Here is a 13,837-nt window from a genome sequence, read left to right as displayed (position 1 = left end):
AGGACGCCTTGGCGGGAGCGGTCAAGCATATGCTTGGCGGCAGGTTTTGATCGTGGATGCGGATGGATCGGTTTGGTGGCTTGATGTCGGGCCGGGCTCGTGTCTATGGCTGCAGATCATGCATAGCTTGCGCTTCTCAGCCCTTGTTGCCCTGTTCGCTGCCGCCATCGGTTTTGCGACACCTGCGATCGCGCAGAATCGGGAAACGCCCTATTGGGCGTCGATCCGGGTTGAACGGGTGAATATGCGCGTCGGCCCAAGCGAATCCTACAGAATTTCATGGGTTTACCGGCGCCCGCAACTCCCGTTGAAAGTATTGCGGGTCAAGGAAGGTTGGCGTCTGGTGGAAGACGCCGACGGTGCTCGGGGGTGGGTAACGGCCCGCTTTCTGAGTCGGGACCGGACCGCCATTCTGGTTGGGAAAGGACTGGTCGCCTTGCGCGCCAATCCCGGGGATGACGCAAAACTGCTGTGGAATGCCGAACCGGGCGTGGTCGGGAAGCTTGGCGATTGTGACGAAGGTTGGTGCCGCATCGATATTGCCGGCCATGTGGGCTGGGTGCGGCAAGCCCGGCTCTGGGGTGCGGGCGAACCCTGATTTGTAGAATGCAAACAGGCGATGGCATGCGCACCGCCTGTTTGTCGTATCGCTTCTCCGATAAGCGTCAGATTATTTCCAACGCCACAGCAGTGGCTTCACCACCGCCGATGCAGAGGCTCGCGACGCCGCGCTTCAAACCCCGATTCCGCAGTGCGGCAATCAGCGTTGCGATGATTCGCGTGCCGCTTGCGCCGATCGGGTGACCAAGCGCCGTTGCCCCGCCATTGACGTTGACCTTGTCATGCGGAATGTCGAGATCGCGCATGGCAATCATGGCCACGCAGGCGAAGGCTTCGTTGACTTCGAACAGATCAACATCGGCCACAGTCCAGCCTGCCTGATCCAGCACTTTCTGCATCGCGCCGACAGGAGCGGTCGTGAAAGCGGCCGGTTCGTGCGAATGCGCGGCCAGGCCGACGATTTTCGCGACGGGGGCGAGGCCTTGGGCTGAAGCCGCGCTGGCGCGCATCAATGTGACGGCTGCCGCACCATCGGAAATGGAACTGGAACTGGCTGCGGTGATAGTGCCATCCTTGGCAAAGGCGGGTTTGAGTTCCGGAATTTTGTCCGGGCGGCCCTTGCCGGGCTGTTCGTCGGTATCGACGACCGTTTCACCCTTTCTGCTCTTGATGGTTACCGGGGCGATTTCATTGGTGAAGGCGCCGCTGGCAATCGCAGCGTTGGCGCGGCGCAAGGATTCAATCGCGTAGGCATCCTGTTCCTCGCGCGTCAGCTGATATTTGTCCGCCATATCCTGGGCGAGCGCCCCCATCGACGTTCCCGCCTGATACGCGTCCTCCAGGCCATCAAGAAACATGTGGTCATAGGCCGTGTCGTGGCCCGCGCGGGCACCTGCGCGATGTTTTTTGAGCAGGTAGGGGGCATTGGTCATGCTTTCCATGCCGCCTGCTACCACCACATCGGCCGATCCCGCGACGAGCGCTTCGGCACCCATAATGACCGTCTGCATGCCTGATCCGCAGACCTTGTTCACGGTGGTCGCCTGTACGGCATTGGGCAAACCCGCCTTGATCGTTGCCTGGCGGGCAGGGGCCTGCCCAAGGCCAGCAGGCAGGACGCAGCCCATATAGACCCGGTCGATCGAGTCATCAGACAGGCCGGCACGATCGATCGCGGCGCGAATTGCCGTCGCCCCCAGGTCGGTTGTGCCCGTGTCGGCCAGCGATCCCAGCATTCCCCCCATGGGAGTGCGGGCATAAGACAGAATAACGATGGGATCTTGTGCAGAAAACGGGGGCATGACCAACCTCGCCAGACAAAGAATGAGACGCTGAAAAAAGTGTAATGCTGCCATGCAGCAATAGCAATTGAGAACGGGTCGCAAAAACAAAGGACTTGCTGGCGTTAAAAGCAGGCATCGCCCTCTTGCACCTGCGTAAAGGGGGGACTAGGGCGCACGGGTATTCCGGTTGCATGCGAGTCAGCCCCAAAAGGACTGTTTAGAGTGCTCGATCTCTCACAATATCTGCCGATCCTGATATTTCTTGGCATCGCGCTGCTCCTGTCAGCTGCATTTGTCTTTCTGCCTATCGGGGTTTCGTACCTTACCGGCAGCCGCAGCCCGTCTGCGGAGAAGCTGAGCGAGTATGAATGCGGTTTCCCCGCGTTTGAAGATTCGCGCAGTCAGTTTGACGTGCGTTTCTATCTCGTTGCGATCCTGTTTATCATTTTCGACCTCGAAGCCGCTTTTCTGTTTCCCTGGGCGGTCAGTCTCGATCTTACGGGCTGGCCGGGCTGGATCACGATGATGATCTTCCTGGGTGAACTGGCCATCGGCCTCGCTTATGCATGGAAGAAGGGAGCTCTGGACTGGGAATGAGCACGCTCGTTAACAGCGCTGGGCAGCCGCTCGTGTCGGGCCAGAACGCATCTGGCACTGCGGTAACCCCGCCCGATCAGGCTTTTTTCAACGACCTTAACCAGCAGGTTTCGGACAAGGGCTTTCTCGTCACGTCGACAGAGGAACTGTTTCAGTGGGCTCGGACCGGCTCGTTGTGGTGGATGACGTTCGGCCTCGCGTGTTGCGCGGTCGAAATGATCCACGTGAACATGCCGCGTTATGACATGGAGCGGTTTGGCGTCGCCCCACGCGCATCGCCGCGCCAGTCGGACGTGATGATTGTTGCCGGCACGCTTTGCAACAAGATGGCACCGGCTCTGCGTCGCGTTTACGATCAGATGTCGGACCCGAAATATGTGATCTCGATGGGTTCGTGTGCGAACGGCGGTGGTTATTACCACTACAGCTACAGTGTCGTGCGCGGCTGCGATCGTATCATTCCTGTCGATATCTACGTGCCCGGCTGTCCTCCGACCGCCGAGGCGCTGCTTTACGGTGTGATGCAGCTTCAGCGCAAAATCCGCCGTGTCGGCACGCTCGAGAGGTAAGGACAGGATGACCGTTCTGCATTCCGCTCCGAAATTTGCCTCGAACGAAGGTGTCATCGATGTGTTGACACCGGCGCTCGGGGCCATGCTCGTTTCTGCCACGGAAGAACATGGTGAGGTTATTCTCACTGTCGCGCGTGACCAGATCGAAAATGTGCTGCGCCTGCTGCGTGACAACCACGAATACCAGCAACTCATGGAAATCGCCGGGGTCGACTATCCCTCGCGTCCGGAGCGGTTCGAGGTTGTCTACATGCTTCTGTCGGTGACGAAAAACCATCGTCTGATGGTCAAGGTCTCGGCCGCTGAAGATACGCCCGTCCCCACAGTCACCACGTTGTGGCCTGTGGCCGGGTGGCTCGAACGCGAAGTGTTCGACATGTACGGCGTAATTTTTGCGGGCAATCAGGATTTGCGCCGCATTCTGACCGATTACGGCTTTGAAGGGCATCCTTTCCGCAAGGACTTCCCGCTGACCGGCTATGTCGAACTGCGTTATTCCGAAGATGAAAAGCGCGTGGTCTACGAACCGGTCGAATTGCCGCAGGATCTGCGTCAGTTCGATTTCATGAGCCCCTGGGAAGGCGCGGAATACGTGCTGCCGGGCGATGAAAAGGCCGAAGCGGACGCGAAGGGAGGCAAGGCATGAGCATGCTGCTCGAGCAGTCGCCGACCACCGGCGATGAAGTCATCACCAATTACACGATCAACTTCGGGCCTCAGCACCCTGCGGCGCACGGCGTGTTGCGCATGGTCATGGAACTGGACGGCGAAACGATCGAACGGGTCGATCCGCACGTCGGACTGCTGCATCGCGGCACCGAAAAGCTGATCGAACACAAGACCTATCTGCAGGCGCTGCCCTATTTCGACCGGCTCGATTACTGCTCGCCGCTGGGGATGGAGCATAGCTACGTTCTCGCTATCGAGAAGTTGCTCAATCTCGAAGTTCCGCTGCGCGCGCAATATCTGCGCGTTCTGTTCGCGGAATTGACGCGTATCTGCAATCACATGCTGAATATCGGCGCGCACGTGATGGACGTGGGCGCGATGACGCCGAACCTGTGGCTGTTTGAAATCCGTGAAGATTGCCTCAATTTCTTCGAACGCGCTTCGGGCGCCCGCATGCACAGCGCCTGGTTTCGTCCCGGCGGCGTGCATCAGGATGTGCCGCTGAAGCTGTTGACCGATCTGGCGGACTGGCTCGATACCCGTCTGCCCCGGTTGTTCGAAGACGCGATGAGCCTGGTGGTGGACAACCGCATCTTCAAGCAGCGCAATGTCGACATTGCGATCGTCAGCAAGGAAGATGCGCTGGCGTGGGGCTTCTCCGGCCCGATGATCCGGGCCGCCGGTATCCCGTGGGATCTGCGCAAGAGCCAGCCTTACGACGTCTATGACCGGATGGATTTCGAAATCCCGGTCGGCACCAACTCGGACTGTTACGACCGCTTTATGGTGCGTGTTGAGGAAGTTCGGCAATCCGCCCGCATCATGAAACAGTGCCTGGCGGAAATGCCCGAAGGCCCGATCATGACGACCGACCGCAAGGTTGGCCCGCCCAAGCGCGGTGAAATGAAGCAATCGATGGAAGCGCTGATCCATCACTTCAAGCTTTATACAGAAGGCTTCCACGTTCCAGCGGGCGAAGTCTATGTCGCGACGGAGAGCCCTAAGGGCGAATTCGGCGTCTATCTGGTGAGCGATGGCAGCAACAAGCCCTATCGCTGCAAGATCCGCCCGACGGCGTTTAGCCATCTTCAGGCGATGGATTTCATGTGCAAGGGCCACATGCTGCCCGACGCGGTGCCGATCCTGGGGGCGATCGACGTGGTGTTCGGGGAGTGTGATCGTTGATCTTGCGTGAACTTTTCATTTTTATCCTGGTATTGGCGGGGTTCGCTTCGGCGGTCGCGGCATACCTGCTGGCCTTTCATGGCGCCTCAAGCGTGAAGGAGGTTCTTTCGACCGCCTTCGCCGGAACCTTGGGTGTCTATGTCGGGCGTTATATTGAGCGGAGACTGGCTCGTGGCTGATTACCTTGCCATCGCAGAGCAGATGATTGCGCATTACAACGCGCAGGATGCGGATGCCTATGTCACGTTGATGACCGATGATGCCTGCGAAGGCGGCTATCGCGGTGCGGTTGCACGCGAAGGCAAGGAAGGCGTGCGTTCGGGATTGAAGGCCATGTTTGCCGAATTTCCCCAGAACCGTGCCGAAATCATCGATCGCAAGGCATTGGGCAACTACGTTGTCTTTCTGGAACGGGTTTGGCGCTCCAACGACGCCGAACCGTTCGATGTCATCGCGATCTACAGTTTCGAGGGCGACAAGTGCTCTCGCGTGGAGTTCGTCCGCTAATGGCTGACCGTTATCTCGAACCCGATACGCCGGAACTGCGCGCGCGCTGGGGCAATTTCGCCTGGAACGCGGAAAACGCGGAAAAGGCGCAGGAAGTGGTGGCACGCTATCCCGAAGGGCGGCAGCGTTCGGCCGTGATGCCGTTGCTCGATCTTGCCCAGCGGCAAGTGGGTGCGGACACCCAAACGCAAGGCTGGCTGCCGATCCCGGTGATGGAATATATCGCTGGTTATCTGGATATGCCGGTTATCCGCGTGGTCGAGGTCGCAACCTTCTACACCATGTACAATCTCGTGCCGGTGGGGCGTTTTCATGTGCAGGTTTGCGGTACGACACCGTGTATGCTGCGTGGGAGCGACGACCTTTTGTCCGCCTGCAAGGCGCGCGGCATGCACAAGGGCCACACTACCGATGATGGCCTGTGGACGCTGACCGAGGTGGAATGCATGGGCAATTGCGCTTCGGCCCCCATGGTGCAGATCAACGACGACAATTACGAGGATCTGACTGCCGAACGGCTCGACGCGGTGCTTGATGCGCTGGCACGTGGGGAAAGCCCCAAGGCCGGGACACAGGAACCGGGACGCCACACGGTGGAACCGGCAGGCGCCCTGTCGACGCTGAAGGACATGGTCAGCGCCAATCATGACTATCGGGGGGAGTGGTAAGCCATGCTCGCTGATAAGGATCGCATTTTTACCAATCTCTACGGTTATCAGCCGTGGAACCTGCCTGCGGCGCAAGCGCGCGGCGATTGGGACAATACCAAGGATATCCTCGCGAAAGGGCGTGATGCCATAATCGAGGAAATCAAGGCATCCGGCCTGCGTGGTCGCGGTGGCGCCGGTTTCCCGACCGGCATGAAGTGGAGCTTCATGCCCAAGGAAAGCAAGGATGGCCGCCCAAGCTTCCTCGTTATCAATGCCGATGAATCCGAACCTGGCTCCTGCAAGGACCGGGAAATCATCCGCCACGATCCGCACAAGCTGATCGAAGGCGCGCTGGTTGCCGGTTTCGCGATGGGGGCCCGCGCAGCCTATATCTACATCCGCGGCGAATACATCCGCGAGGCGGAGACGCTGTTTGCGGCTGTTCGCGAAGCGTATGACGCCGGTCTGATCGGCAAGAACGCTTCGGGATCGGGTTATGATTTCGACGTCTTCGTGCATCGCGGTGCTGGCGCCTACATCTGCGGTGAAGAAACCGCGATGATCGAAAGCATCGAAGGCAAGAAGGGCCAGCCCCGTCTGAAGCCGCCGTTCCCGGCGGGGGCAGGGCTTTATGGCTGCCCGACCACGGTGAACAACGTGGAATCGATTGCGGTTGCGCCCACGATCATGCGGCGCGGCGCGGCGTGGTTCTCCAGCTTTGGCCGGGACAACAACAAGGGCACCAAGCTCTTCCAGATTTCCGGGCATGTAGAGCGGCCATGCGTCGTCGAGGATTCGATGTCGATCCCGTTCCGCGAACTGATCGAGAAGCATTGCGGCGGCATTCGCGGCGGGTGGGACAACCTGCTTGCCGTGATCCCCGGCGGTTCGTCGGTCCCTCTGGTTCCGGCGGCACAGATCATGGATGCGCCGATGGACTTTGACGGGCTGAAGGAAGTCGGGTCCGGCCTGGGCACGGCTGCGGTCATCGTGATGGACAAGTCGACCGACATCGTCCGCGCGATCAGCCGCATCAGCTACTTCTACAAGCATGAAAGCTGCGGCCAGTGTACGCCGTGCCGCGAAGGTACGGGCTGGATGTGGCGCATGATGGAGCGTCTGCGTACCGGCGATGCCGCAGTCGAGGAAATCGACATGTTGCAGCAGGTCACCAAGCAGGTGGAAGGCCACACGATCTGTGCACTGGGCGATGCCGCTGCATGGCCGATCCAGGGTCTGATCCGTCATTTCCGTCCCGAGCTTGAACGCCGGATTGCAGAAAACGTGCGGGAGGCCGCAGAGTAATGCCTAAAGTCACCGTAGACGGACAGGAAATCGAGGTTCCGGCAGGCGCAACCGTGCTGCAGGCTTGCGAAGCCGCAGGCAAGGAAATCCCGCGTTTCTGCTATCACGAACGCCTGTCGATCGCCGGCAATTGCCGCATGTGTCTGGTGGAAGTGAAGCCTGGACCGCCCAAGCCGCAGGCGAGCTGCGCGCTGCCCGCCGCCGATGGCCAGGAAATCCGCACGGATTCCGAAATGGTCAAGAAGGCGCGGGAAGGGGTGATGGAGTTCCTCCTTATCAATCACCCGCTGGACTGCCCGATCTGCGATCAGGGTGGGGAATGCGATCTGCAGGATCAGTCGGTTGCCTATGGCCGTGGCTCGTCTCGTTATGACGAGAACAAGCGGGCTGTTACCGAAAAGTACATGGGGCCGCTGATCAAGACCACGATGACGCGTTGCATTCACTGCACGCGCTGCGTGCGGTTTTCCGAAGAAGTGGCCGGTGTGGATGAAATCGGCGCGCTTTATCGCGGCGAAAACATGCAGATCACGACCTATCTGGAACAGGCCGCCCGGCATGAACTGTCGGCCAATGTGATCGATCTGTGCCCGGTTGGCGCGCTGACAAGCCGCCCTTACGCGTTCGAAGCGCGCCCGTGGGAACTCAAGAAAACGCTTTCGATCGACGTGTCGGATGCTGTGGGGGCGAATATTCGCCTGGACAGCCGTGGCCGTGAAGTCATGCGTATTCTTCCGCGCATCAACGATGATGTGAATGAGGAATGGTTGAGCGACAAGGGCCGCTATCAGGTCGATGGCCTGACGCGCCGTCGCCTCGACAAGGTGTGGATCCGGAACGCCTCTGGCAGCCTCGAACAGGCCAGCTGGGACGATGCCTTTCGTGCGATTGCTGCCGTTAATCCGGGCAAGAGCGTGGCCGCCATCGCGGGCGATCTCGTCGATTGCGAAACCATGTTCGCGACCAAGAAGCTGCTGGCCGGTCTCGGCTCCGATCTTCTGGAAGGTCGGCAGACGGGCCTCGATTACGACGTTTCCAATCTCGCGGCGGTGAATTTCAATTCCACCTTTGCCGGGATTGAAACGGCGGATGCGATCCTGGTCGTTGGCAGCCATGTTCGCTGGGAAGCGCCGCTGGTCAACGTGCGGTTGCGCAAGGCGGCCAAGCGCGGCGCGAAAGTCTTCATCATCGGGCCGGAGTGGGAAACGACCTATCCGGCGCAGTTCCTCGGCAATGACCTGTTTGTGCTCGACAATCTGCCATCAGATGTGGTCGAGGCCTTCGAAAACGCAGAACGTCCGGCCATCATTCTCGGCGGTGGCGGTCTCGCCAAGGGGGCGCTTGCCCCGTTGCTGTCGCTCGCAGCCCAGTTCAAGCTGGTCCGCGATGGCTGGAACGGCTTCAACGTGCTGCACATGGCCGCATCGCGCATGGGCGGGCTGATGCTCGGCTATGCGCAGAAGGGCGGGATCAGGGATATCGTTGCGGCGGCGCCGAAACTGGTGTTCGCACTGGGTGCGGACGAAGTGGATTTCAGTGCGTTTGGAAGCGCGTTGAAAGTCTACATCGGCCACCATGGCGATAAGGGTGCGCACGCGGCAGACATCATTCTGCCCGCTGCGGCCTATACCGAGAAGAACGGTACTTTCGTCAGCACCGAAGGCCGCGTGCAATTTGCAGAAAAGGCCGTGTTCGCACCGGGCGATGCCCGTGAGGACTGGACGATCCTGCGCGCGCTGGCTGATGCGCTGGGCGTATCGGTCGGGTTCGACAGCTTTGCCGAATTGCAGGGTGCGATGATTGCCGAAGTTCCCGCTCTGGGTGAGGAAGGGCTGGTCGATTATGGCGCTCTACCATCCGGCGGCGGAACGGCATCGGGCGCGATCGATGCCTATCCGATCAAGGATTTCTATATGACCAACCCGATCGCACGCGCGAGTGCGACGATGCAGCGCTGTTCGGCCGAACTGCTGCAGGGTGAACACTTCGCGGAGGCTGCGGAATGACCGCTTTCTTCCAGAACCTCGGCATGACCTACGAGTGGGCGTGGTTCGTCGCCACGATCTGCGGGATATTGCTGATCGCCCTGCCGCTGATGCTCGGCGTGGCGATGATCATTTATGCCGATCGCAAGATTTGGGCCGCCATGGCGCTGCGCCGTGGTCCCAACGTGGTTGGTCCGTGGGGTCTGCTTCAGTCTTTCGCTGATGGTCTGAAGGTGTTCCTACAGGAAACCATCATTCCCAGCGCGGCAAACAAGGGGCTGTTCATCATCGCCCCGATCATCACCTTTACCGTGGCGCTGATTGCCTGGGCGGTGATCCCGTTCAATTCGGGGGCGATGCTGGCCGATATCAACGTGGGTCTGCTCTACGTTCTCGCGGTCAGTTCTCTCGGAGTTTACGGGGTTGTGATGGCGGGTTGGGCTTCCAACTCGAAGTATCCGTTCTTCTCGGCCATGCGCGCATCGGCACAGATGATCTCCTACGAAGTCTCCATTGGCTTCATCCTGATCTGCGTTGTCCTGTGGGCTGGCACGTTCAATCTGAACGAAATCATCCAGGCGCAGAAGGGCCACGGCCTCGGCTTCATCAACGGGTTCTTTTTCAACCTGCTGTTGTTCCCGATGTGGGTGATGTTCCTGATTTCGTCGCTGGCTGAAACGGCACGTGCCCCGTTCGACCTGACCGAGGCGGAATCCGAACTGGTTGCCGGCTATCAGACCGAATATTCGTCGATGAGCTTCGCGCTCTACTGGCTGGGCGAATATGCCAACGTCCTGCTGATGTGTGCGCTGAACGCGGTGCTGTTCTTTGGCGGGTATCTGCCGCCGTTTGACTGGGCGCCGCTGTACTACATCCCGGGCTTTGTCTGGCTGCTGGCCAAGATACTGTTCTTCTTCTTTGTGTTCAGCTGGGTAAAGGCGACCGTGCCGCGGTTCCGTTATGACCAGTTGATGCGTCTGGGCTGGAAGGTCTTCCTGCCGCTGAGCCTGCTCTTCGTGGTGCTCGTTTCTGGATATCTGATGTTTACGAGGTACGGGGTATGAGCGTCGCCCAGCTCATCAAATCGTTCACGCTTTGGGAGTTTCTCAAAGCGCATGCCTTGACGCTGAAGTACTTCTTCAAGCCCAAGGCGACGATCAACTATCCGTTTGAGAAAAACCCGCTGTCTCCGCGCTTTCGGGGTGAGCATGCGCTGCGTCGTTATCCCAACGGCGAAGAACGCTGCATCGCTTGCAAGCTGTGCGAAGCGGTTTGCCCGGCACAGGCCATCACGATTGAGGCCGAGCCGCGCGAGGACGGATCGCGCCGTACGACGCGTTACGATATCGACATGACGAAGTGCATCTATTGCGGTTTCTGTCAGGAAGCCTGCCCGGTGGATGCCATCGTCGAAGGGCCGAACTTCGAATATGCGACCGAAACGCGCGAAGAACTGCTCTATGACAAAGCAAAACTGTTGGCGAACGGGGACAAGTGGGAGCGGGCGATTGCCGCGAACCTTGAAGCCGATGCGCCCTATCGCTAGGGGGCCCGCGTTCCGATGATACACGCATTCGCCTTCTATCTCTTCGCAACACTGGTTGTGGCTTCGGCCGCGATGGTGATCCTGGCCCGGAACCCGGTGCATTCGGTGCTCTGGCTTATTCTGGCGTTCTTCAACGCGGCAGGCCTGATGGTGCTGGTCGGCGCTGAATTTATCGCCATGCTGCTGGTGATTGTCTACGTCGGCGCGGTTGCGGTGCTGTTCCTGTTCGTCGTCATGATGCTTGACATCGATTTCGCCGAACTGCGTGCCGGCTTTGTCCGCAATTTTCCGCTGGGCATTGCCATTGCGGTGATCCTGCTGGCCGAACTGGTTCTGGGGATTGGCGCATACCGTGCCGGTGCGATGACACTGGGCACGCCCGATGGCAGTGCCGCGCCGTTGCTGGGGCATAGCAATATCGAGAGCATCGGTGCACTGCTTTACAGCAAGTACCTGTTCCTGTTCGAAAGCGCGGGCCTGATCCTGCTGGTTGCGATGATCGGTGCGATCGTGCTGACTCATCGTGAACGCAAGGATACGCGGACGCAGAACATTGCAAAGCAGAACGCCCGCCGCCCGGATGAGGCGACGGTGAATGTGAAGCCGGAAGTGGGCAAGGGGGTGCAGCTGTGATTGGCATCGAACACTATGTCGTCGTCAGCTCGATCCTGTTCGTGCTTGGCGTGCTCGGCATTTTTCTCAACCGCAAGAACGTCATCGTCATTCTCATGGCGATTGAACTGATCCTGCTGGCGGTGAACATCAATCTCGTGGCGTTCAGCGCGTTTCTTGGCGACCTTGTGGGGCAGGTTTTCGCGATGTTTGTCCTGACGGTTGCTGCGGGTGAAGCCGCGATCGGTCTCGCCATTCTGGTTATCTACTTCCGTGGCCGCGGCACGATTGCCGTTGACGATGTCAACCGGATGAAGGGGTAAGAAAACGTGTCCTCCTCTATCCTGATCATCGTTTTCGGGCCTTTGCTGGCGTCCATAATTGCCGGACTTGGTAATCGGGCGATCGGCAATGTGCCAGCCAAGGTCGTGACAACCGGCGCGCTGTTTCTATCCTGCGCGCTGTCGTGGCCGATCTTTCTGTCGTTCGTTGGCGGTTCCGCCGAAGCGTCGGTGGTTCCGGTTCTCAAATGGGTCCAGTCGGGCACTTTGACGTTCGACTGGACGCTGCGGGTCGATACACTGACCGCGATCATGCTGGTGGTGATCACCAGCGTTTCGTCGCTCGTGCACCTCTACAGCTGGGGCTACATGGATGAGGACCCGGATCAGCCGCGGTTCTTCGCCTATCTCTCGCTCTTCACTTTCGCCATGCTCATGCTGGTGACCGCCGATAACCTCGTGCAGATGTTCTTCGGTTGGGAAGGGGTGGGTCTGGCCTCCTATCTGCTGATCGGCTTCTGGTTCAAGAAGCCGTCTGCCTGTGCCGCTGCAATCAAGGCCTTCGTGGTCAACCGCGTGGGTGACCTCGGCTTCATGCTGGGTATTTTCGGGACCTATCTCGTCTTCCAGACGACTTCGATTCCCGAAATTCTCGAAGCCGCGCCGGGCATGGCCGGGTCGACGATCGGTTTCCTGGGCATGCGCCTGGATACGATGACCATCCTGTGTCTGCTGCTGTTCATCGGCGCGATGGGCAAATCCGCCCAATTGGGTCTGCACACATGGTTGCCGGACGCGATGGAAGGCCCGACACCGGTTTCGGCCCTGATTCACGCTGCCACCATGGTGACTGCGGGCGTGTTCATGGTCTGCCGCCTGTCGCCGATGTTCGAAACCAGCGATGTCGCGATGACAGTCGTGACCATTGTAGGTGCGGCGACGTGTTTCTTCGCAGCCACGGTCGGCACGACACAGTGGGATATCAAGCGGGTTATCGCCTATTCCACCTGTTCGCAGCTCGGCTACATGTTCTTCGCGGCCGGTGTGGGCGCCTATGGCCCCGCCATGTTTCATTTGTTCACGCACGCCTTCTTCAAGGCACTGCTGTTCCTTGGGGCCGGTTCGGTGATCCATGCGATGCATCACGAACAGGACATGCGCTATTACGGCGGCCTGCGTAAGCAGATCCCGATCACCTTCTGGGTCATGATGGCGGGTACGCTTGCCATCACGGGCGTGGGTATTCTCGGCGTGTTCGGCTTTGCCGGGTTCTATTCGAAGGATGCCATTCTCGAGGCCGCCTTTGCGAGCGGATCGGAACATGGCCAGCTTGCCTTCTTCGTCGGCATATTCGCGGCCTTGCTGACCAGCTTCTACAGCTGGCGCCTGATGTTCCTGACATTCTGGGGCAAGCCCCGCTGGGAACAGTCGGAGCATATCCAGCATGCGGTGCATGATGCACACGGGCATGCCGATCATGGTCATGACGAACATGCGCATGGGCATCATGGTGCGAGCGACGGGACGGCGGGTTATCACCCGCATGAAAGCCCCTGGGTCATGCTGATCCCGCTGTTGTTGCTGTCTGTCGGCGCGGTGTTCGCGGGCTATCTGTTCGCCCCCAGCTTTATCGACAGCGAAGCATTCTGGAACGGTTCTATCTTCTTCGATGAGCACCTGATCCACGCGATCCATGGGGTTCCCCTCTGGGTCAAGCTGGCTCCGGCGGCTGTTATGTTGACCGGTCTGTTCCTGGCCTGGAATTCCTACATCCGGAATCCCGCGCTGCCTGCGGCATTCGTTGCCCAGTTCCGCCAGCTTCACGCTTTTCTCTACAACAAGTGGTATTTCGACGAGCTCTACAACTTCCTGTTCGTGCGTCCCGCCTTCTGGCTGGGCAACCTGTTCTGGAAGAAGGGCGACATTGGCATCATCGACCGTTTCGGTCCCAACGGCGCCGCATGGGCGGTGGTTCAGGGCAGCCGGTTCGCGCAGAAGGTGCAGTCGGGTTATCTCTATAGCTATGCGCTGGTTATGCTGCTCGGACTTGTGGCAGCAATCAGCTGGGTGATGGTTCGCTGACT

General features: G+C 59.4%; 15 protein-coding genes and 1 pseudogene. 15 read left to right on the top strand and 1 reads right to left on the bottom strand.

The window, feature by feature from the left end; genetic code table 11:
* Positions 1–118: 118 nt before the first annotated feature.
* Positions 119–598 carry an SH3 domain-containing protein gene (locus tag EGO55_RS20155; RefSeq protein WP_021688873.1) on the top strand — a complete coding sequence of 160 codons (480 nt, stop codon included), beginning with the start codon at positions 119–121 and terminating at the stop codon, positions 596–598.
* Between the two features lie 67 nt (positions 599–665).
* On the opposite strand, the gene EGO55_RS20150 is transcribed toward EGO55_RS20155, so the two are convergent.
* A complete protein-coding gene (locus EGO55_RS20150) occupies positions 666–1,862 on the bottom strand; it encodes an acetyl-CoA C-acyltransferase (RefSeq protein ID WP_021688872.1) in 1,197 nt (398 codons plus the stop codon).
* Positions 1,863–2,066: 204 nt separating this feature from the next.
* Here EGO55_RS20150 and EGO55_RS20145 point away from each other — a divergent pair, with 204 nt between their 5' ends.
* The 14 genes and pseudogenes from EGO55_RS20145 (at position 2,067) to nuoL (ending at position 13,835) form a co-directional block, all read left to right on the top strand.
* Positions 2,067–2,441, top strand: a complete 375-nt coding sequence (locus tag EGO55_RS20145; RefSeq protein ID WP_021688871.1) for an NADH-quinone oxidoreductase subunit A — start codon at positions 2,067–2,069, stop codon at positions 2,439–2,441.
* On the top strand, positions 2,438–3,010 hold the full coding sequence (locus tag EGO55_RS20140; protein WP_021688870.1) for a NuoB/complex I 20 kDa subunit family protein: 573 nt from the start codon (positions 2,438–2,440) through the stop codon (positions 3,008–3,010). The genes EGO55_RS20145 and EGO55_RS20140 overlap by 4 nt, the downstream gene beginning before the upstream one ends.
* Before the next feature lie 7 nt (positions 3,011–3,017).
* Positions 3,018–3,629, top strand: a pseudogene (locus EGO55_RS20135) (NADH-quinone oxidoreductase subunit C); the annotation flags it as partial.
* 26 nt (positions 3,630–3,655) lie between these two features.
* Positions 3,656–4,867: an NADH-quinone oxidoreductase subunit D gene (locus EGO55_RS20130; RefSeq protein ID WP_021688868.1), complete on the top strand. Its 1,212-nt coding sequence runs from the start codon at positions 3,656–3,658 to the stop codon at positions 4,865–4,867.
* A complete protein-coding gene (locus tag EGO55_RS20125; protein WP_040714991.1) occupies positions 4,864–5,046 on the top strand; it encodes a hypothetical protein in 183 nt (60 codons plus the stop codon). Before EGO55_RS20130 ends, EGO55_RS20125 begins: the two co-directional genes overlap by 4 nt.
* Positions 5,047–5,068: 22 nt before the next feature.
* Positions 5,069–5,374 carry a nuclear transport factor 2 family protein gene (locus tag EGO55_RS20120; RefSeq protein ID WP_040715038.1) on the top strand — a complete coding sequence of 102 codons (306 nt, stop codon included), beginning with the start codon at positions 5,069–5,071 and terminating at the stop codon, positions 5,372–5,374.
* On the top strand, positions 5,374–6,042 hold the full coding sequence (locus EGO55_RS20115; RefSeq protein ID WP_021688866.1) for a complex I 24 kDa subunit family protein: 669 nt from the start codon (positions 5,374–5,376) through the stop codon (positions 6,040–6,042). The genes EGO55_RS20120 and EGO55_RS20115 overlap by 1 nt, the downstream gene beginning before the upstream one ends.
* 3 nt (positions 6,043–6,045) lie before the next feature.
* Positions 6,046–7,329 (top strand): NADH-quinone oxidoreductase subunit NuoF, encoded by a 1,284-nt coding sequence (gene nuoF / locus EGO55_RS20110; protein WP_021688865.1) that lies wholly within the window; start codon positions 6,046–6,048, stop codon positions 7,327–7,329.
* Positions 7,329–9,335: an NADH-quinone oxidoreductase subunit NuoG gene (gene nuoG / locus EGO55_RS20105; protein WP_021688864.1), complete on the top strand. Its 2,007-nt coding sequence runs from the start codon at positions 7,329–7,331 to the stop codon at positions 9,333–9,335. The genes nuoF and nuoG overlap by 1 nt, the downstream gene beginning before the upstream one ends.
* Entirely contained in the window at positions 9,332–10,378 is a 1,047-nt protein-coding gene (gene nuoH, locus EGO55_RS20100) for an NADH-quinone oxidoreductase subunit NuoH (RefSeq protein WP_021688863.1), read from the top strand. The genes nuoG and nuoH overlap by 4 nt, the downstream gene beginning before the upstream one ends.
* Positions 10,375–10,860, top strand: coding sequence for an NADH-quinone oxidoreductase subunit NuoI (gene nuoI, locus EGO55_RS20095; protein WP_021688862.1), 486 nt, complete (start codon positions 10,375–10,377; stop codon positions 10,858–10,860). The genes nuoH and nuoI overlap by 4 nt, the downstream gene beginning before the upstream one ends.
* A 15-nt stretch (positions 10,861–10,875) precedes the next feature.
* The gene (locus tag EGO55_RS20090) at positions 10,876–11,493 is read left to right on the top strand and encodes an NADH-quinone oxidoreductase subunit J (protein WP_021688861.1); all 618 of its coding nucleotides are present in this window, start codon (positions 10,876–10,878) and stop codon (positions 11,491–11,493) included.
* Positions 11,490–11,795, top strand: a complete 306-nt coding sequence (gene nuoK, locus EGO55_RS20085) for an NADH-quinone oxidoreductase subunit NuoK (protein ID WP_021688860.1) — start codon at positions 11,490–11,492, stop codon at positions 11,793–11,795. The genes EGO55_RS20090 and nuoK overlap by 4 nt, the downstream gene beginning before the upstream one ends.
* Positions 11,796–11,801: 6 nt before the next feature.
* On the top strand, positions 11,802–13,835 hold the full coding sequence (nuoL, locus tag EGO55_RS20080; protein WP_021688859.1) for an NADH-quinone oxidoreductase subunit L: 2,034 nt from the start codon (positions 11,802–11,804) through the stop codon (positions 13,833–13,835).
* Positions 13,836–13,837 lie beyond the last annotated feature (2 nt).

Origin of the sequence: Caenibius tardaugens NBRC 16725, from assembly GCF_003860345.1 — a bacterium.
Taxonomy (GTDB): domain Bacteria; phylum Pseudomonadota; class Alphaproteobacteria; order Sphingomonadales; family Sphingomonadaceae; genus Caenibius; species Caenibius tardaugens.
The sequence above is the reverse complement of the archived record's forward strand: the minus strand, read 5'-3'. Positions and strand labels throughout refer to the sequence as shown.